Source organism: Polymorphum gilvum SL003B-26A1, from assembly GCF_000192745.1.
GTDB classification, from domain to species: Bacteria; Pseudomonadota; Alphaproteobacteria; order Rhizobiales; family Stappiaceae; genus Polymorphum; species Polymorphum gilvum.
Window position 1 is genome coordinate 939,944 of sequence record NC_015259.1, and the last position, 18,688, is coordinate 958,631.

Below are 18,688 nucleotides of genomic sequence, written 5' to 3' on the forward strand. Positions count from 1 at the left end.
TCCGGTCTGACTGACGCTGGCCTGACTCTGGTCCGGCCATCGAAACGGCCTACATAGCGGAGGGGCCTGTGCCCTGGCCGGTATCATTGTGGAGGATCAGACCCGTCATGGCGTCCGAACGCGACCGCGAAGCCAACCGCCTGACCGCAAGGGTCGGCCGCTATGCCCGGGTCGGCACCAATGTCGGCGGCATCGCTGCCAAGCTTGCCGGTGCTCGCCTGCTCGGCATGGACCTGGACAACGAGAAGGGCGCGGCGGACCTGGCCGCGGCCCTAGGCGGCCTCAAGGGGCCGCTGATGAAGGTCGCGCAGCTGCTGTCGACCATCCCCGACGTGCTGCCGCCGGAATATTCGACCGAACTGGCCAAGCTCCAGGCCAACGCGCCGCCCATGGGCTGGGCCTTCGTCAAGCGGCGCATGCGCGCCGAACTGGGTGCCGACTGGCAGGCGCGCTTCGCCTCCTTCGAGCACGAGCCGGCCGCCGCGGCCTCGCTCGGCCAGGTGCACCGGGCGACCAGCCTCGTCGGCGCCCCGCTCGCCTGCAAGCTGCAGTATCCGGACATGGCCTCGGCGGTCGAGGCGGACCTGCAGCAGCTGTCCATGCTGTTCTCGCTGCACCGGCGCATGCGGCCGGCTATCGACACCCGCGAGATCGCCAAGGAGATCGGCGCCCGGGTGCGCGAGGAACTCGACTACGCCCGCGAGGCGGCTCACATCGTCGTCTATCGCCGGATCCTGGCCGACGAGCCGCGCATCCGCGTGCCCGAGGTCGTGCCCGACCTGTCCACGCGGCGCCTGCTCACCATGGGCTGGCTGGATGGCCGGCCGCTGCTCGACTTCAAGGACCACGGCCTGGAGGCGCGCAACCGGCTGGCGGCGACCATGTTCCACGCCTGGTGGCATCCCTTCAGCCATTACGGCGTCATCCACGGCGATCCGCATCTCGGCAACTACACGGTGTTTTCCGACGCCGACGAGCCGGCCGGCATCAACCTGCTCGATTACGGCTGCATCCGCATCTTCCCGGAAAGCTTCGTCGAAGGCGTCGTCGACCTCTATCTCGGCCTGCTCCACGATGACGACGAGCGCATCGTCTCGGCCTACGAGCGCTGGGGCTTCAAGGGCCTGACGAGGGAGCTCATCGACACGCTGAACATCTGGGCCCGGTTCATCTACGGTCCGCTGCTGAGTGACCGGGTCCGGGCGATCGCCGACGGCATCAGTCCGGCGGAATATGGCCGGCGGGAAGCGTTCCGGGTGCACAAGGCGCTGAAGGAACAGGGTCCGGTGCGCGTGCCGCGCGAATTCGTGTTCATGGACCGGGCGGCCATCGGGCTGGGCGGCGTGTTCCTGCACCTGCGTGCGGAACTGAACTTCTACCGGCTGTTCAACGAACAGATCGAGGGCTTCGAGGCCGCGAAGGTGCGTGCCCGGCAGGACGCCGTGCTCGCCGCCGCCGGGCTCGGGCCGCAGCATCCGGCCGCCTGAGGCCGTCTCAGGCGGTGCGGCTTCGCTTGCATTGTCCGGCAAGCAGGCGATTGCCCGGACCGAGGGCTTTGCTATAAAGGGCCGGACGAACCGACTCTAACGAGATCCTGGGGGAACGCATGTCTGAACATTCCGCGCCGGCCATGGACTACGCCGAACACGAGCGTACCTACGAAGGCTTCATCAACTTTTCCAAGATCGGCACTATCGTCGTCCTGACGGTGGTCCTGTGCCTGATCATGTTTGCCTTCGGCGGCACCTCGGCCACCATCCTCGGCTGGGTCATGATGATCGCCAACATCGTCGCCCTGGCGGTCGGCATGGCGATGGGCGCCAAGGGCTGGATCCCGGCCGCCGCCGTTTTCGTCCTGACCGGCATTCTGGCGATCCTCACCGTCTGAGCCGGGTACTGCTCCGGGTACTGCTCCGGGCACGCCTGACCTGAACGGGAGATCCGGCGCAGCGATCCGCGGTCGCTGCGCCTTTCCCTTTTTGCGCCGGACGCTGTATAGGCGGGCCGATGACGAGCGTAGTCCCCAAGCCGTTCCGCTACGCCCCGCCGCGCGAGCCGCGCCTCGACGTGCTGCATGCGGACGACGACATCCTGGTCGTCGTCAAGCCGAGCGGCCTGCTCAGCGTGCCGGGCAAGGGCGAAGGTCATGCCGACTGCCTGGAAAGCCGGGCACGGGAGCGCTTCGCGCAGGCGCGCATCGTCCACCGGCTCGACATGGACACCTCAGGCGTCATGGTGCTGGCGCTGAACGCCGCCGCCCATCGCCACCTCGGCCTCCAGTTCGAGCGTCGCAGGACGGCCAAGGCCTATGTCGCCCGCCTGTGGGGCGAACTGGAGGGCGAGGCCGGCGAGGTCGACCTGCCGCTCGTCTGCGACTGGCCGAACCGGCCCATGCAGAAGGTTTGTGTCGAAACCGGCAGGCCTGCCCTGACCCGCTGGCAGGTGTTGGCGCGTCAGCGCGGCGTCACCCGGGTCCGCCTCATGCCGGTCACCGGTCGTTCGCACCAGTTGCGCGTGCACATGCTCAGTCTCGGCCATCCGATCCTCGGCGACAATCTCTACGCCCACGACGATGCCCTGAGCGCCGCCGACCGGCTGCAGCTGCATGCCGAGGATCTGGAGATCCATCATCCGGCCGACGGGCGGCGCTGCGCCTTCCATGCGCCGTGCCCGTTCTGACCGCCGCAGGTCTCCGGTGGGTATCCGGTGGGTTTTAGCAGGGATGTAGCAGACAAGTAGGAGGCGTTCGGGATGCCGTTTCAGCCCCGGTTCACGCGGGAAAGCCCGTCCCGGGCGACCACGTTGCTGCCGTCGAGGCCGATCGCGCGGTTGTAGTTGCGCTGCGCGTCGTTCTTTTTTCCAAGCATTTCCAAGGCGATACCCCGGTTCGCCCAGGCGCTTGCGGAGTTCTTGTCGAGATTGACCGCATCGGAGAGATCGGACAGGGCGGCGTTGGGATCGTTGATCGCCAGGTAGGAAATTCCCCGCGCGATATAGGGCTCCGCCGCATTCGGATTGAGCCCGATCGCCGTCGCGAAATCCTCGATCGCGAAGGCATGCAGGCCCTGGGCCTGATAGATCAGGCCGCGATTGTGAAAGGCCCGCGCGTCGGAACTGTTGCGCCGTATGACGGTGTCGAAGTCGCGCAGCGCCTGGGCGTACTGGCCGAGCTGGCGATAGGTGTTGCCGCGTCCCACCAGCGCGACGTCGTAGTCCGGTTTGACCCGCAGGGCGCGGTCGTAGTCGGCGATGGCATTCTGCATCTGGCCGCGCCGCCTTTCCACCAGGGCGCGGTTTGCATAGGCCTGATAGGACGAGGGATCCAGGCGCAAGGCGGTATTGAAATCCTCCAACGCCTTGTCGAGCCTGCCGGCCCGGCCGTAGGCGATGCCGCGGGTGTTGTAGGCTTGCGCGTCGGCGGGATTGGCCGTGATCACGGCGGTCAGCGACGCGATATTGGCGTCCGAGCCGGCGGCCCGGTCGATCGGCACGTCGTTGTAGATTTCGGACGTCTGGCAGCCGCCGAGCAGGATCAGGCCTGCCAGGGTGGCGATCATGCGAAGTCTGCTGGCATGCGTCATCTTGTCAACCAACCGATTGCAGGCGCTCTGCCCAATTCGTTAGGGATATAGGAAATTTCGCCGGAAAAGCCAAAAGGCCGGCCGGAAGTCCGACCGGCCCGGTTCATGGCCGTTGCCAGGGCATCGCGCGGCGCATCGAGCGGATGCGCCCGGGTCTCAACGACGGGTAGCCTTGCCCGGGACAAGTCCTTCGCGCTGGGCGCGCTTGCGCGCCAGCTTGCGGGCGCGGCGGATGGCTTCGGCCTTTTCGCGCGCCTTCTTCTCCGAGGGCTTCTCATAGTGGCCGCGAAGCTTCATCTCGCGGAAGATGCCCTCGCGCTGCATCTTTTTCTTCAGCGCCTTCAGCGCCTGATCGACGTTGTTGTCGCGAACCAGAACCTGCACGCGTCTAATCCCATCCTTCCACTGCCTGCAAACAGCGTTGCGGGCGTGCTACAGAATTCATGTTCAGGAAGCGAAGCCATGCCGCCGGCTGGGTCATACGACCACGTCGCCGCTGACGCGTCGCTCACTGGCGCGGGTCATTACCAGAATCACGGCGCTTTGTCCACTGGCGTCTACCCAGCTGGAAGCGGCGGATTTCGGGACATTTCCGGGTGCTTGCACCGGCGCAACCGGTCGCCTTGACGGGCGGCGGGACGACTGGAGCGATCCGCTGGACAGTCTCGCTCCGGCCGACTAACTCTTGGCGCGCACGAGCGTATTTCCGTCCGTGCGATTTCGGGAGCCGGGAATGGCTAACGTGAACCGTATAGCCGCGGAGGACGGCGCTGCCATCGGTCTGTGGCGCAGCGACATCAAGCCGACCCTGACCCTGGGCCTGCCGCTGGTCGGCGCCCAATTGGCGCAAATGGCGATCAACACGACGGACGTGGTGATGATCGGCTGGCTCGGCGCAGAGGAACTCGCTGCGGCGGTCCTCGCGTTCAACCTGTTCATCCTGTTCTGGTTCTTCGGAATGGGCGTGACCCAGGCGGTGATCCCGCTGGCGGCCAGGGCGGTCGGCCAGAAGACGCCGCGAGACCTCCGGCGGGTGGTTCGCATGGGCCTCTGGGTCGTCGCGCTCTACTGCCTGCCGGTCTGGGTGACGCTGTCCTTCACGGAGCAGATCCTGGTGCTGCTGGGACAGGATCCGGAGATCTCCCGGCTTGCCGGCGGCTATATGCTGGTGATGCAGTGGACGCTGCTGCCGTCGCTCGCGATCATGGCGCTTCGCGCCTTCCTCACCGTGATGGAGTGCACGCAGATCCTGCTGTGGACCACCCTCGGCGGTGCGGTCGTCAATGCGGGGCTGGACTATGTCCTGATCTTCGGCCTGTTGGGGGCGCCGCGCCTGGAACTGGTCGGTGCTGCGATCGCTTCGGTGTTCACGGCGTCGATGAACTTTGTCTTGCTGGTCGTCTACGTCACCCGGCATCGCCGGCTGCGCCGGTACACGATCTTCGGCCGCCTGTGGCGGTCCGACTGGCCGGTGTTCTTCCAGATCGTCCGGTTCGGCTGGCCGATCGGGACGGTCATCGTGGCCGAGGGCGTCCTGTTTTCCGGATCGGCGGTGATGATGGGCTGGATCGGCACCCTGCCGCTGGCCGCGCACGGGATCGCCCTCCAGATCGCGTCGATCGTGTTCATGGTTCCGGTCGGATTGAGCCAGGCCGGCATGGCGCGGGTCGGCCTCGCGATGGGCCGGGGCGACCTGGCGGGTATCGGCAGGGCCGGCTGGACGGCACTCGGGCTGACGCTCGGGTTCATGGGCTGTGCGGCCGTCACCTTCTGGACCGTCCCGGACGTGCTGGTCTCGCTGTTCCTCGATTTCGACAACCCGCAGGCGGCCGACGTGCTGGCGATCGCGGTGTCATTTCTGAGCGTGGCAGCGCTTTTCCAGCTTTTCGACGGAGCGCAGATCAGCGGCGGCAGCATGCTGCGCGGCCTCGGCGACACTGTCGTCCCGCTCGTCTTCGCGCTGCTGGGCTACTGGGTGATCGGGGTTGGCCTGTCCTATGGCCTTGCCTTCGGTGTCGGCCTCGGCGGCATCGGCATCTGGTGGGGGCTTGCCGGCGGTCTCGCCGCCACGGCTTCCATGGCCATCTGGCGGTTCGCCAACCGCGAGCGGCTCGGCCTGGTGCGGGTCTAGGCGGACTTCGGCCGGATGCGGTTAACGTGGCCCATCTTCCGCCCGGGACGGCTGGCGCGCTTGCCGTAGAGATGCAGTCGCGCGCCGGGCTCCCGAAGGATCTCCTCCCAGGACTCAGCCTCGTTGCCAATCAGGTTCTCCATGATCACGTCCGAGTGGCGTTCCGCCGAGCCGAGCGGCCAGCCGGCGACAGCGCGCATGTGTTGTTCGAACTGGGAGGTCAGGCAGGCGTCCTCTGTCCAGTGACCGGAGTTATGGACACGCGGCGCGATTTCGTTGACGAGCAGGCGTTCACCATCACCGTCGGCCACGACGAACATCTCGACGCCCATGACGCCGACATAGTCCAGGCTTTCGGCGATCTTTCCGGCGATCGTCTTTGCCGTCGCCGCGGTTGACGCAGAAACGGACGCCGGCACCGTCGACGTCTTCAGGATATGGTGCTCATGGCGGTTTTCGGTGACGTCATAGACTTCGGTCTGTCCGGAGACGCCGCGCGCGACGATGACGGACACCTCCTTCTCGAAGGTGATCAGTTGTTCGAGCACCGCCGGTGCATCGCCTATGGCCCGGCGCGCGCCGCGCTGGTCGGACGCCTGCCGGAGCATCACCTGGCCCTTGCCATCGTAACCGAAGCGCCGGGTCTTCAACACGCCGCGGCCGCCGAACCGCTCCAGGGCAGCCTTCAGGTCGTCGTCGCTGTCGATGCGGGCGTAGGTGGCAAGCTCGATGCCGGCGCCACTCAGGAAGTCCTTTTCGCTCAGCCGGTCCTGGGAGACTTCGAGCGCCGTCGGGCCGGGGCGAACCGGAACACGGGCGGCAAGATGCGCCGCCGTCGGACCCGGCACGTTCTCGAATTCGTAGGTGACCACCGACACGGCGGCGGCGAAGGCGTTCAGGGCGCCGATGTCGTCGTAGGCCGCGATGGTGAAGTCGGCCGTCACGTCGAAGGCCGGGCTGTCGGGCTCCGGACAGAAGATGTGGGTCTTGAGGCCCAGGCTCGCGGCGGCGAGCGCCAACATGCGGCCGAGTTGCCCGCCGCCGAGGATTCCGATCGTATCGCCGGGCCGAAGCCGCACGGTGTCCGCCATGGGAACCTCAAAATTCGTCGGAAGGAAACTCGGCGACGGAGTCGCTCTGCGCCTTGCGATGGCTGTCGAGTCTTTCGGCAAGCGTTTCGTCGGTCAGGGCCAGCACGGCGGCAGCCAGAAGGGCGGCGTTGACGGCGCCGGCCTTGCCGATGGCCAGCGTGCCGACCGGGATGCCGGCGGGCATCTGCACGATCGACAGCAGGCTGTCCTCGCCTTTTAGCGTGCGCGATTCGATCGGCACGCCGAAGACCGGCAGCGGGGTCAGCGAAGCCGTCATGCCCGGCAGGTGCGCGGCGCCGCCAGCACCGGCGATGATCACCTTGAAGCCTTCGGCGCGCGCGCTCCTGGCGAAGGTATACATCCGCTCCGGGGTGCGATGGGCCGACACGATCCTGGCGGCATAGGGGATGCCGAGATGGTCCAGAATGTCGGCGGCATGTTTCATGGTCGGCCAGTCCGATTGGCTGCCCATGATGATCGCGACCGGTACGCCCCCGTTGGCCATAAGCTCTCCTTGTCGACCCTTTGGACTCGGGAAGGCGCGGATTATAGGTGTGCGCCCCCGGCGCGCAAGGGCAGTCATCTGCGTCCTTCGCAGGGGTCCGGGTCAAGTTTTCTGTCAGGCGATGATGTCGGGGAAGAGTTGGTCTTCGAGCACGGCGATACGGTCGCGAATCATGAGCTTCTTTTTCTTCAGGCGCTGCAGTTGCAAGGCGTCGGCGGAGCCGAGGGATGCGAGCGCCTGGACTGCCGAATCAAGGTCGCGATGTTCCTGCCGCAGTTGCGCCAGTTCCATCCTGAGAGCTTTTTCATCGGTTTCCGACATGGAACTCCCCAGACACAAATCACGTCGGACGCTGATGCCCAAGCCGGGCAAAAGTCCTTCGCCGGCAATCTACTTGATCCCGTCTTGCCGACACTTGAATGAAGGTACACCGCGTTTGGAGGCGGATCGAGCCGAATTTCGGTCGGAAAAGGCTAACATTTTGTTTTTGTCCGCAAATTGCGGTGGCAGTCGGGTTCCCGACTGTTGAAAAAGTTGTGGGTACTTGGTTTATTCTTAAATCTTACGTAATCGTAAGATGCGTTTCGCGCTGCGGTATTGCGGGAATTGAAGCAGCACGTATTTTCCGCATTCGACAAACCGGTCGTAGCTATGGCACTATGCTTGCGTCTGAGCCAATAGACAAGGAGGCCCATCCATGTCAATGCAGTCGCATCTCGCCGAATTGGAGCGCCGTCATGCCGCCCTCGAGCGGCAAATCGAAGATGCGCTTCTCCATCCCAGCGTAGATTCCCTGGAACTGGCGGAAATGAAGCGACACAAGCTGCGGCTCAAGGACGAAATCCAGAAGCTCAGGACCATTGAGACGGTCCACTAGCCTGCTCCTTCGTTCTTGGCCATTTGGCCCGAAAAAAAACGCCGCGGCGTGCCGCGGCGTTTTTTCGTTTCCCGGCCCGGGTCGGCAGTTCAGAGGCCGCGCGCTCGTTCGCGCAACGCGAATTTCTGGATCTTGCCGGTCGAGGTCTTCGGCAATTCACAGAAGACGACCGTTCGCGGCGCCTTGAAGTGCGCCATGCGCGCGCGGCAAAACGCGATGATCTCCTCTTCGCTCGTCTGCGCGCCGGCCTTCAGTTCCACGAAGGCGCAGGGCGTCTCGCCCCATCGCTCGTCGGGTCTGGCGACCACGGCGGCGGCCTGGACGGCTGGGTGCTTGTAGAGGACGTCTTCCACCTCGATGGAGGAGATGTTCTCGCCGCCGGAAATGATGATGTCCTTGGAGCGGTCCTTGAGCTGGATATAGCCGTCGGGGTGAAGCACGCCGAGGTCGCCGGAATGGAACCAGCCGCCGGCAAATGCCTCCTCGGTCGCCTCGCGGTTTTTGAGGTAGCCCTTCATGACAACGTTGCCGCGGAACATGACCTCGCCGAGGGTCTGGCCGTCCGCCGGTACCGGCGTCATGGTCGCCGGATCCATGACCGTCAGGCCTTCGAGTGCGACGTAGCGCACGCCCTGGCGGGCCTTCTTGGCGGCCTGTTCGTCGGCCGGTAGCCCGTCCCACTCGCCTTTCCAGTCGTTGACCACGGCTGGCCCGTAGACCTCTGTCAGCCCATAGAGATGAGTGACGTTGAAGCCGGCGTCCTTCATGGCGGCAAGCACGGACTCAGGTGGAGGAGCGGCGGCGGTGAAGAATTCGACGGTCCGGTCGAGGCTCCGCTTGTCCACTGGCGGGGTGCCGAGCAGGGTCGACATGATGATCGGCGCGCCGCACAGATGGGTGACGCCTTCGTCGGCGATCAGGTCCCAGATCGCCTTGGGCCGGACCCAGCGCAGGCAGACATGGGTTCCGGAGACGACCGAGAGGGACCAGGGAAAGCACCAGCCGTTGCAGTGAAACATCGGTAGGGTCCACAGATAGACCGGGTGCTTGGCCATCGAGGCGGTCAGGATGTTGGCTTGGGCGAGCAGATAGGCGCCGCGATGATGGTAGACCACGCCCTTCGGGTTGCCGGTCGTGCCGGACGTGTAGTTCAGTGTGATCGCGTCCCATTCATCCTCCGGCAACGACCAGGCAAAGTTCGGGTCGCCGGACGCGACGAACGCATCGTAGTCGATGCAGCCGAGCCGTTCCCCCTCCTGCGGGTAGACTGGATCGGAATAGTCGATCACCACCGGACGCACCCTGGCCAGGGCGAGCGCCTGCCTCATCACAGGCGCGAACTCCCGATCGGTGATGACGACGCGCGACTCCGCGTGATCCAGCTGGAAGGCGATGATCGCCGCATCGAGGCGGGTATTGAGCGAATGCAGCACCGCCCCGGCCATCGGTACGCCGTAATGGGCCTCCAGCATCGGAGGGACGTTGGAGAGCATCACGGTGACGGTGTCGTTCCTGCCGATGCCAAGCCCGGCGAGCGCCGAGGCGAGCGCGCGGCATCGCCGGTAGAAGGTGCGATAGTCGAACCGCTGCGAGCCGTGCACGACGGCCGTTCGGTCCGGGAACACGTCGGCGGCGCGGGCAAGAAAGCTAAGCGGGCTCAAGGGCGCGTAGTTGGCCGCCGTCCGGTCGAGATCGCGTGTGTAGGGGCTGCCGTTGCCGGCCATCGAGGCTCCTCCCGTTCTTCGTCGTTGGCGCCATCAAACCGCGGATTCCCAACGCTGGCAATGGAATCGGCGCGCGGGTGGAGCGGCCGGGCAATGCTCAGCCGAGCAGGGGCCAGGCGCCGTCCCAGACCAGCTTCAGGCCGACGATGGCCATGAAGGCATAGATCAGCCGGTAGAACAGGCCCTGGTCGACCAGCCGGACCAGGCGCACGCCGGCAAGGGTTGCGAGCGGAGCCAGGGGCAGAAGCACCGCCGAGGTGACCAGGTTGGTGGCGTCGAACTGGCCGAGGTAGAAATAGGGCACGAGCTTGATGGCGTTGATGACGCTGAAAAAGATCACGGCCGTTCCTGCAAAGACCGCCGGAGCGAGGCGCAGCGGTACGACGTAGAGCTGGAACGGCGGGCCGCCCGTATGGCTGACGAAGCTGGTGAAGCCTGCGACCGATCCCCACAGCAGGCCGGGCCCGGTACGCTGCGGGCGCGGTTCGCGCGAGCGGGCGCCGCCGAGCAGGTAGTCGGCGACGAAAAGCAGCGCGATCACGCCGACGATCAGGCGCACATGGGCATCCTCGACCCAGGCTGCCGTGGCCCAGCCGATGCCTACGCCGGCAACGCCGGCCGGCAACAGGATCAGGAGGGTGCGCCGATCGAATGTGCCGCGGTAGGCGAACAGTCCGACGGCATCCATGACCAGCAGGATCGGCAGCATGATCCCGGCCGCTTGCAAGGGGGGAATCACCAGCGCCATAAGGGGCACGGCCAGCATGCCTATGGAGCCGCCGAAGCCGCCCTTGGAGAGGCCTGCGAGAATGACCGCAGGTATGGCCGCGGCATAGAAGATCGGGTCGGTGATCGGCGCCATGTGGGAGAGGATCCAATGTAGGGGCCGGTGCAGGCCATCGAGGAGAGTGGCCGTATCAAACATAGTCCGGAGGTTTACGTAAAGACCCCATCCCTTCGAATGTCTTAGCGCGTAGCTATTGCGAAAACGGCCGCCGTTTCGCACTCTCGGGGCGAAAAACCGAGTGCGGCAGCGTGGTCGGAAAGCTGTTTCCGGGGAGGACGAACTGAGATGGCTAGTCGCTACAACGAAACTTATGAGGCCTGGAAGCGCGATCCCGAAGCCTTCTGGGCCGATGCTGCTGCGGACATCGATTGGTTCAAACCCTACGACACGGTCTTCGATCCGGATGCCGGCGTTTATGGTCGCTGGTTCGTCGGCGGCGAATGCAACACTTGCTATAATTGTCTTGATCGGCACGTCGAGCGAGGACGGCCCGGCCAGCCGGCACTGATCTACGACAGTCCGATCACCGGTGCCCGGAAGACCTACACCTATGAGGAACTGCTGGCGAAGGTGCAGGCCATGGCGGCAGTGCTGCGCGACGGCGGGGTCGAGAAGGGCGACCGGGTCATCATCTACATGCCGATGATCCCCGAAGCGGTGATGGCGATGCTCGCCTGCGCCCGGCTGGGCGCGATCCATTCCGTGGTTTTCGGGGGCTTCGCCGCGCATGAACTGGCGACCCGGATCGACGACGCCCTGCCCAAGGCGATCATCTCCGCGTCCTGCGGCATCGAGCCGGGGCGCGTGATCGCGTACAAACCGCTGCTGGACGAGGCTGTCGCCCAGGCCCGGCACAAGCCGGCCCACTGCTTCATCGTCCAGCGCGAGCAGGTCACCGCGCAACTGGTGGAGGGGCGCGACCGGGATCTTGGCGCCCTGATGGCCGATGCGCTTGCCTCTGGGCGCACCGTGGATTGCGTCCCGGTCAAGGCGACCGACCCTCTTTACATCCTCTACACGTCCGGCACGACCGGCCAACCCAAGGGGGTCGTGCGCGACAACGGTGGACATATGGTCGCTCTGAAGTGGTCGATGTCCAACCTCTACGGCATCCAGCCGGGCGAGGTGTTTTGGGCGGCCTCGGATGTCGGCTGGGTGGTCGGACATTCGTACATCGTCTATGCGCCGCTGTTGCACGGCTGCGCGACGGTGGTGTTCGAAGGCAAGCCGGTCGGAACGCCCGATGCGGGCGTGTTCTGGCGGGTGATCTCGGATCACAACGTGGTGGCGCTGTTCACCGCCCCGACGGCATTCCGGGCGATCAAGAAGGAGGACCCGGAGGGCAGGCTGATTGCCGATTACGATCTCGCCCTGTTCCGGACGCTGTTCCTGGCCGGCGAGCGGGCCGATCCCGACACGATCAAATGGGCCGAGGACAAGCTCGGCGTGCCGGTGATCGACCACTGGTGGCAGACGGAGACCGGCTGGGCCATCGTCGGCAATCCGATGGGACTCGGCATGCTGCCGGTCAAGCATGGCTCTCCGACCGTGCCGATGCCCGGTTACGACGTGCGCGTGCTTGACGATGCCGGCCATCCGCTTCCGGCCGGCACGCTCGGCAACATCGTGGTCAAACTGCCGTTGCCTCCTGGCTGCCTGCCCACGCTGTGGAATGCAGACGAACGGTTCCGTTCGAGCTATCTGGCCGAATTTCCGGGTTACTACAAGACGGCGGATGCAGGCGTCATCGACGAAGATGGCTATCTGTCAATCATGGCGCGGACCGATGACATCATCAACGTCGCCGGCCACCGGCTTTCGACCGGCGCGATGGAGGAGGTCCTGTCGGCGCATCCGGATGTCGCCGAATGCGCCGTGATCGGCATCTCGGACCAGCTCAAAGGCCAGTTGCCCTGCGGCTTCGTTGTCCTGAAGGCCGGCGTCACGCGCCCGCACGCGGAGATCGAGGCCGATCTCGTCCGCCTGGTGCGCGACCAGATCGGGCCGGTCGCCGCGTTCAAGATCGCGATCACCGTCGATCGTCTGCCGAAGACGCGGTCCGGCAAGATCCTCCGAGGCACGATGCGTCAGATCGCCGACGGCCAGGAATACAAGATGCCGGCGACGATCGACGATCCGGCCATTCTTGACGAAATCGAGGCTGCCCTGCGCGCCCATGGCATCGTCGGCGAATCGTAAGGTCGAGCCGGGCATCGACAGCACCCGTTGTTGCTCCTATTGTGCGAGCCGCCGTTTCGGCGGCTCGTTTCGTTCAAGGACCTGTGAGGAATGCCCGTGTCCCTTACCAACAAGGTCGCGATCATCACCGGCGCCGCGCGTGGCATCGGACTGGCAATCGCAAGACGCTTTGCCATCGACGGGGCCAAGGTGGTGATCGCCGACGTCGACGATGATGCCGGTGAAGCCGCGGCGGAAGATCTGCGGGCGATCGGTGAAGCGCTCTTCATCCATTGCAACGTCGCTGAAAGGCTGGACGTGCGCAACCTCGTTGCCGAGACGCTCAATGCCTTCGGAGACATCGACATTCTGGTCAACAACGCTGGCATTGCGGTCGGCGCCGATTTCCTCGATCTCGAGGAAGCCGATTTCGATCGCGTCCTGCAGGTCAATCTGAAGGGTACCTTCCTGTGCTCCCAGGCCGTCGCGCGCCACATGGTCGAGAAGGTCGAAGCCGGCGGCGAGCCCGGCACGATCATCAACATGTCGTCGATCAACGCGGTGCTCGCCATTCCGGGGCAGGTTCCCTATTGCGTCTCCAAGGGCGGCGTCGCGCAACTGACGAAGGCGACCGCCCTGGCGCTGGCGCCCCATGGCATTCGGGTCAATGCGATCGGTCCAGGGTCGATCATGACGGAGATGCTGGCCTCGGTGAACAGCGATCCTGCCGCGCGGGCGCGCATCCTGTCGCGGACGCCGATGGGGCGGGTCGGCGAGCCCTCCGAAATTGCCGGTGTTGCCGCGTTCCTGGCATCCGGCGATGCCTCTTACGTCACCGGCCAGACGCTCTACGCCGATGGTGGTCGCTTGCCGTTGAACTACACGGTCGCCGTTCCGGACGCCGAATAGGCGAAGCATCGGGTGATCTATTTGGCGGGAGCGCCCGCGAGGGCTTCGGCGCCGGCCTGGAACTGAAGCCGCGCCAGCTTGGCATAGAGGCCACCGGCGGCGACAAGGTCGTCGTGGCGACCCGACTCGACGATACGTCCCTCGTTCATCACGACGATACGGTCGGCCTTCAGCACGGTGGCCAGCCTGTGGGCGATGACGAGCGTGGTTCGGCCGGCCATGAGCCGCTCCAGCGCCATTTGCACCAGCGTTTCGCTCTCGGCGTCGAGGGCACTCGTGGCCTCGTCGAGCAGCAGCACCGGAGCGTCCTTGAGAATCGCACGGGCGATCGCGATCCGCTGTCTCTGCCCCCCGGACAAGGTGATGCCGCGTTCTCCGATCGCCGTGTCATAGCCGTTCGGCATCGCGGTGATGAAGTCGCCGGCGAGGGCTGCCTCGGCCGCCTTGCGTATTTCCGCCGGACTGGCTTCGGGGCGGCCGTAGGCGATGTTTTCGGCGGCACTGGCCCCGAAGATCATGGTGTCCTGGGGGACGAGCGCGATGCGACGGCGGACGTCTTCGGGCTCGGCCGCGCGCAGGTCGATCTCGTCGAGCCGCACCGTGCCCTTGGTCGGATCGTAGAACCGCATCAGCAGATGGAACAGCGTCGACTTTCCGGCCCCCGAGGGGCCGACGACGGCGACCGTCTCTCCGGGCGCGACGGCGAGATCGATGTCGTGCAGGACGGGCATCGCGCCGCTGCCGCGATAGGCAAAGGAAACGCCCTCGAAGGCGATTGCGCCGCGCGGAGGTTCGGGAAGGAGGATCGGATCCCTGGGGGGCTGGATTTCCGGCTCGATGCGCAGGATTTCACTCAGCCGCTCGGCCGCACCCGCTGCCTGGGAGATCTCGCCCCAGACCTGCGAAAGCTCGCCGAGGGCGCCTGCCGCCAGGATCGAGTAAAGCAGGAACTGGCCGAGTTCTCCGCCGGTCATCCGTCCGGCGAAGACATCGGCCGCGCCGATCCAGAGCACGGCGACGACGCTGGAGGCGATGATAAAGATGGCGAAGCCGGTCAGGACGGCTCGGGCTGCCGTTGCGGTGCGGGCGGCCGTGAAGGCGGTTTCGACAGACTGGCCGAAGCGGCGGGCGGCGAAGCGTTCGCTCGTGAAAGCCTGGAGCGTGCGGACGGCGCCGAGCATCTCCGCGGCGAAGGCCGATGCTGCTGCAAGAGTGTCCTGGGCTGTGCGCGAGCGGCGGCGGACGGCTCGACCGAAGCCGATCAGCGGCAGGACGATGATCGGAATGGCCGCCAGGACGATGACCGACAGCCGCGGACTGGTGACGATCATCAATGTCACCGCGCCGACGAACATGACCAGATTGCGCATGGCGATGGACGCGCTGGCGCCGAAGGCGGACTTGATCTGGGTGGTGTCGGCGGTCAGCCGCGACAGGATCTCGCCCGATTTCGCGGTGTCGAAGAACGCGGGACTGAGGCGTGTGAGATGCGCGAACACGTCCGTGCGGACATCGCTGACAATGCGTTCGCCGATCCACATGACGAGGTAGTAGCGCGTGGCGCTGGCCAGCGCGAGGGCGGCCGCTACGCCGATCAGCATGAGGAAATAATTGTTGATGAGGGCGGGATCGTCGGCGCCGAAGCCACTGTCGATCATGCGTCGCACCGCGATCGGCAGCACCAGCGTCACGCAGGCGGCGGCCAGCAGGGCGAGCAGCGCGCCGGCAACCATCGCCTTGTAGCGCGCCAGGTAGGGAAGGAGCTGGCGCAGGGGACGAAGGGACCGCCGTTCGGCGGCTTCGCCTCCTGTCGGGGCGCCGGATCGGTTTCGGGCCAAAACGCGGATCTCCAGATGGTTCCTCTTGCTGCCTTCCACTTGGAACAACCGGGCGCCGATTCCAAGAAGAAAAATGCCGGCGCCGGCCGGTCCGGCAGCCTTGTTTTGACGGCCGTCTTGGGGTATAGCAGCGCCTCATGTTTCCAGGGGCTGCGTCCGCTTTCGGTACGCTGGCCCGTTTTCTGATACATGCACCGCGCTGGCAGGCCCGTGCCGACGGGCTGCGGAAGGTGCTGGAAAGGACCGGCGATGAAAAAGGATATCCATCCCGACTACCACACCATCAAGGTCGTAATGACCGATGGCACCGAGTATTTTACCCGCTCGACCTATGGGTCGGAGGGGGATACCCTGCAGCTGGACATCGATCCGAATTCGCACCCGGCCTGGACCGGCGGCGACCGCCAGTTGATGGACCGCGGCGGGCGCGTGTCCCGGTTCAAGAACAAGTACGCGGGTTTCCTGGGGTCGTAAGGCCGCCAGATTGCGCGGATAAAAACCCGGCCTCGTGCCGGGTTTTTTGTTGGCAGAGGAGGGAATCAGGCGGAAGGAAGGGCTTTTCAGCCCGCTCTGCCGAAGGCCGCGTAGAGCTGGTTCAGTTGCGACGCGACCGGATTTTCCATAGTGTTTTCAACTGCTTCTGCGGTGTCGTCGGGTTTCGGATAGAGCATGGCGTCGAGATGGCGGATGCGCTCCTGAAGACGGATCGACCGGTGGATAAGATCCTGCAGGTGTTCGGGCAGGTCATTCCATGCCGAGCCGCCTGTGGCGCTGCTGAGCTTGTCGAGCCGGACCTTGTTCTTCTCGCTGCCGGCCTGCTCGACGGTCATTTCTCCCTCATTGACGGCGCGCTGCAGCAGCAGCCAGGACGCTAGCTGCATCAGCCGGGTGGTCAGGCGCATCGATTCCGTCGCATAGGCGAGCGACGCCGGCCGCGGCAGCCGCTTGGATTGCGAGCGGCCCTCGCCGTCGAGGTAAGTTGCTGTTTCCTCAACCAAACCCATGCCTTCCTGGAACAGGGCCTGGAACTTCTGCGAGGCAGCCAAACGGTCCGCGAAGCTGACCATCTCGGGCGACGTGCTGCGCTTCCTGGAATCGTCCGTCATGGGTCGTTACGCCTTCTACCTGAAACCCGGTCCCGCGCCGGGACCCTTATCCACCGGCGTCCGATTTCGGGACACCGCGTGACGCTCGGGTCCTACGGAGCAACTGCCGTGCCACTCGCCCAAAAATGCGGTCCGGCGTCGCGGAACGGGGTTAACCCTACTATGGCGGGATGACGAAAAAAAGAGCCGCGGAACCCGCGGCTCGAAGTCATTAACAGGGAGGCGTCAAACAGAGTGGACAGGAGCCACTCGAAATCCAGATGACTGGACGTTTTAGTTATCAATCAGAAAGCTTAACAAGAAGTAAACGACTAAACTTTTACCGATTCGAGTGACTCGAATTGGATCATCACATATCTGTTATCGTAAACATTGTGATAATTACGCAGATCCGTTCGTGAAGAGCGCGTCGGCGGCCGCTCTGACGGATCTCCTTTTCGTCAGTTCAGCCCTTGTCCGCTCGATCTCTGCCTCAAGTTTCTCAATTCTTTCAGCAAGTTCTGTCTCCGACAGGGCGTCTAGCTCCTGGCCTGCGAATACTGTCCCGACCGCCTTGGCCGTTCGTCCCCGTGTCTCGAAATCGTCCATCAAGGCCTCCTGAACCTGTCCTACTTGTCTCCGGAGACCGGCCGGAGACCCGCCGGAGCGCTGCCGGAAGAGCGCGACACCTGCGCCTTGACTCGGTACGCCTAGCGTTTCCGGTTCAGGATAGCCCAAGAGCCCCGAATTGCCAGCCGCGGACGGGCGCGGTACATGACAGGCCGCACCGTCGAACGACGGCACCACCGTCCGATCCGAGGAGGCCCCGATGAGCGAACTGCCGAGCATGATGACTGCCATCGCGATCACCGCCCCCGGAGGGCCGGACGTTCTGGCACCGGAGCAGAGGCATGTGCCGGTGCCGCTCGGCCGCGAGATCCTGATCAAGGTCGCGGCTGCCGGGGTGAACCGGCCGGACGTGCTGCAGCGCATGGGCGCCTATCCGCCGCCGAAGGACGCTTCCGACCTGCCCGGGCTGGAGGTCGCCGGGACGGTGGCGGCGGTCGGCACGCAGGTCACCGCCTTCGCGGTCGGCGACCGGGTGACGGCGCTGGTGCCGGGCGGCGGCTATGCGGAATACTGCAAGGTGCACGAGAGCCATGCGCTGCCGGTGCCGGCGGGCTTCACGATGGAGGAGGCTGCCGCCGTGCCGGAGACGTTCTTCACCGTGTGGAGCAACGTGTTCGACCGGGTCGGGCTGAGGGCCGGAGAACGGTTCCTGGTCCATGGCGGCACGTCGGGCATCGGCACGACGGCGATCCAGCTCGCCAAGGCGTTCGGCGCCAAGGTCTATACCACCGTCGGCTCGGCGGAAAAACTCGACGCGGTGAGGGCGCTCGGCGCCGACGTGGCGATCGACTACAACAAGCAGGACTTCGTCGCCGAGATCCTGGCCGAGACCGGCGGCGAGGGCGTGCACGTCATCCTCGACATGGTCGGCGGCGATTATGTCGAGAAGAACTGGAAGGTGGCCGCGGTGGAGGGGCGCATCTGCCAGATCGCAACGCTCAACGGCATCTCTGAAAACGTCAATTTCTCCCGCCTGATGCAGAAGCGCCTGATCCATACCGGCTCGACGCTGCGGCCGCGCGACACGGCATTCAAGGCGGCGATCGCCGCCGCGTTGAAAGACAAGGTCTGGCCCCTGCTGGAGGCCGGCACCGTCAGGCCGGTGATGGATTCGACTTTCCCGCTGGCGAAGGCGGCGGATGCGCACCGGCGCATGGAAAGTTCCGGCCACATCGGCAAGATCGTGCTGACGGTCGATTAAGCTCCGATTGGGGCGCGGGAGGGTCGCCGAAGCCGCAGACACGCGGAAAACCTGTGCCGTCGCGACGCGCAGCAATTGCGTTTCGCGCCGTTGATGCCTATATTCGGGTCAATCTCCCATCAAATCGATTGGAATGTTGCTTTTTCGCCCT

19 protein-coding genes are annotated in these 18,688 nt (G+C 65.1%); 9 read left to right on the forward strand and 10 right to left on the reverse strand.

The window, feature by feature from the left end:
- Nucleotides 1-107 precede the first annotated feature (107 nt).
- From SL003B_RS04445 to SL003B_RS04455, 3 genes are all read left to right on the forward strand, one after another.
- On the forward strand, nucleotides 108-1,487 hold the full coding sequence (locus SL003B_RS04445) for an ABC1 kinase family protein (protein WP_013651624.1): 1,380 nt from the start codon (nucleotides 108-110) through the stop codon (nucleotides 1,485-1,487).
- A 119-nt stretch (nucleotides 1,488-1,606) separates the two neighbouring features.
- A complete protein-coding gene (locus tag SL003B_RS04450; RefSeq protein WP_041375374.1) occupies nucleotides 1,607-1,888 on the forward strand; it encodes an aa3-type cytochrome c oxidase subunit IV in 282 nt (93 codons plus the stop codon).
- 119 nt (nucleotides 1,889-2,007) lie between these two features.
- Nucleotides 2,008-2,679: a pseudouridine synthase gene (locus SL003B_RS04455; RefSeq protein WP_013651626.1), complete on the forward strand. Its 672-nt coding sequence runs from the start codon at nucleotides 2,008-2,010 to the stop codon at nucleotides 2,677-2,679.
- A gap of 80 nt (nucleotides 2,680-2,759) precedes the next feature.
- On the opposite strand, the gene SL003B_RS04460 is transcribed toward SL003B_RS04455, so the two are convergent.
- Both SL003B_RS04460 and rpsU read right to left on the reverse strand, forming a co-directional pair.
- Complete coding sequence (locus SL003B_RS04460; protein WP_041375375.1) at nucleotides 2,760-3,557, reverse strand: tetratricopeptide repeat protein; 798 nt, start codon at nucleotides 3,555-3,557, stop codon at nucleotides 2,760-2,762.
- A 180-nt stretch (nucleotides 3,558-3,737) separates the two neighbouring features.
- A complete protein-coding gene (rpsU, locus tag SL003B_RS04465) occupies nucleotides 3,738-3,965 on the reverse strand; it encodes a 30S ribosomal protein S21 (protein WP_013651628.1) in 228 nt (75 codons plus the stop codon).
- Nucleotides 3,966-4,314: 349 nt separating this feature from the next.
- On the opposite strand from rpsU, the gene SL003B_RS04470 reads away from it, so the two are divergent.
- Nucleotides 4,315-5,712 (forward strand): MATE family efflux transporter, encoded by a 1,398-nt coding sequence (locus SL003B_RS04470; RefSeq protein WP_013651629.1) that lies wholly within the window; start codon nucleotides 4,315-4,317, stop codon nucleotides 5,710-5,712.
- On the opposite strand, the gene SL003B_RS04475 is transcribed toward SL003B_RS04470, so the two are convergent.
- From SL003B_RS04475 to SL003B_RS04485, 3 genes are all read right to left on the reverse strand, one after another.
- Nucleotides 5,709-6,803 carry a 5-(carboxyamino)imidazole ribonucleotide synthase gene (locus tag SL003B_RS04475; protein WP_013651630.1) on the reverse strand — a complete coding sequence of 365 codons (1,095 nt, stop codon included), beginning with the start codon at nucleotides 6,801-6,803 and terminating at the stop codon, nucleotides 5,709-5,711. The two genes, SL003B_RS04470 and SL003B_RS04475, sit on opposite strands and share 4 nt — an antisense overlap.
- Before the next feature lie 7 nt (nucleotides 6,804-6,810).
- Nucleotides 6,811-7,308, reverse strand: coding sequence for a 5-(carboxyamino)imidazole ribonucleotide mutase (gene purE, locus SL003B_RS04480; protein ID WP_013651631.1), 498 nt, complete (start codon nucleotides 7,306-7,308; stop codon nucleotides 6,811-6,813).
- 114 nt (nucleotides 7,309-7,422) lie between these two features.
- Nucleotides 7,423-7,629: a YdcH family protein gene (locus SL003B_RS04485; RefSeq protein WP_041375376.1), complete on the reverse strand. Its 207-nt coding sequence runs from the start codon at nucleotides 7,627-7,629 to the stop codon at nucleotides 7,423-7,425.
- 382 nt (nucleotides 7,630-8,011) lie between these two features.
- Between SL003B_RS04485 and SL003B_RS22660 the strand changes: the two genes are divergently transcribed.
- On the forward strand, nucleotides 8,012-8,185 hold the full coding sequence (locus SL003B_RS22660) for a YdcH family protein (protein ID WP_242390378.1): 174 nt from the start codon (nucleotides 8,012-8,014) through the stop codon (nucleotides 8,183-8,185).
- 89 nt (nucleotides 8,186-8,274) lie between these two features.
- On the opposite strand, the gene SL003B_RS04490 is transcribed toward SL003B_RS22660, so the two are convergent.
- Nucleotides 8,275-9,909 (reverse strand): acyl-CoA synthetase, encoded by a 1,635-nt coding sequence (locus tag SL003B_RS04490; RefSeq protein ID WP_013651634.1) that lies wholly within the window; start codon nucleotides 9,907-9,909, stop codon nucleotides 8,275-8,277.
- A gap of 97 nt (nucleotides 9,910-10,006) precedes the next feature.
- Complete coding sequence (locus tag SL003B_RS04495; protein WP_013651635.1) at nucleotides 10,007-10,771, reverse strand: sulfite exporter TauE/SafE family protein; 765 nt, start codon at nucleotides 10,769-10,771, stop codon at nucleotides 10,007-10,009.
- A gap of 210 nt (nucleotides 10,772-10,981) precedes the next feature.
- On the opposite strand from SL003B_RS04495, the gene SL003B_RS04500 reads away from it, so the two are divergent.
- Together SL003B_RS04500 and SL003B_RS04505 are read left to right on the forward strand one after the other, a co-directional pair.
- Nucleotides 10,982-12,895, forward strand: coding sequence for a propionyl-CoA synthetase (locus tag SL003B_RS04500; protein ID WP_013651636.1), 1,914 nt, complete (start codon nucleotides 10,982-10,984; stop codon nucleotides 12,893-12,895).
- Nucleotides 12,896-12,985: 90 nt separating this feature from the next.
- Complete coding sequence (locus SL003B_RS04505) at nucleotides 12,986-13,783, forward strand: SDR family NAD(P)-dependent oxidoreductase (RefSeq protein ID WP_083812046.1); 798 nt, start codon at nucleotides 12,986-12,988, stop codon at nucleotides 13,781-13,783.
- A 17-nt stretch (nucleotides 13,784-13,800) separates the two neighbouring features.
- On the opposite strand, the gene SL003B_RS04510 is transcribed toward SL003B_RS04505, so the two are convergent.
- Entirely contained in the window at nucleotides 13,801-15,621 is a 1,821-nt protein-coding gene (locus SL003B_RS04510) for an ABC transporter transmembrane domain-containing protein (protein ID WP_041375837.1), read from the reverse strand.
- 249 nt (nucleotides 15,622-15,870) lie between these two features.
- On the opposite strand from SL003B_RS04510, the gene rpmE reads away from it, so the two are divergent.
- Entirely contained in the window at nucleotides 15,871-16,095 is a 225-nt protein-coding gene (rpmE, locus tag SL003B_RS04515) for a 50S ribosomal protein L31 (protein WP_013651639.1), read from the forward strand.
- A gap of 86 nt (nucleotides 16,096-16,181) precedes the next feature.
- Here the strand turns inward: rpmE and rcdA are convergent, their stop codons facing one another.
- Both rcdA and SL003B_RS23285 read right to left on the reverse strand, forming a co-directional pair.
- Nucleotides 16,182-16,727, reverse strand: coding sequence for a protease adaptor protein RcdA (gene rcdA, locus SL003B_RS04520; protein ID WP_013651640.1), 546 nt, complete (start codon nucleotides 16,725-16,727; stop codon nucleotides 16,182-16,184).
- Between the two features lie 381 nt (nucleotides 16,728-17,108).
- A complete protein-coding gene (locus tag SL003B_RS23285; RefSeq protein WP_041375377.1) occupies nucleotides 17,109-17,315 on the reverse strand; it encodes a DUF1192 domain-containing protein in 207 nt (68 codons plus the stop codon).
- 220 nt (nucleotides 17,316-17,535) lie between these two features.
- On the opposite strand from SL003B_RS23285, the gene SL003B_RS04530 reads away from it, so the two are divergent.
- Complete coding sequence (locus SL003B_RS04530; protein WP_013651641.1) at nucleotides 17,536-18,537, forward strand: NAD(P)H-quinone oxidoreductase; 1,002 nt, start codon at nucleotides 17,536-17,538, stop codon at nucleotides 18,535-18,537.
- Nucleotides 18,538-18,688: the final 151 nt, after the last annotated feature.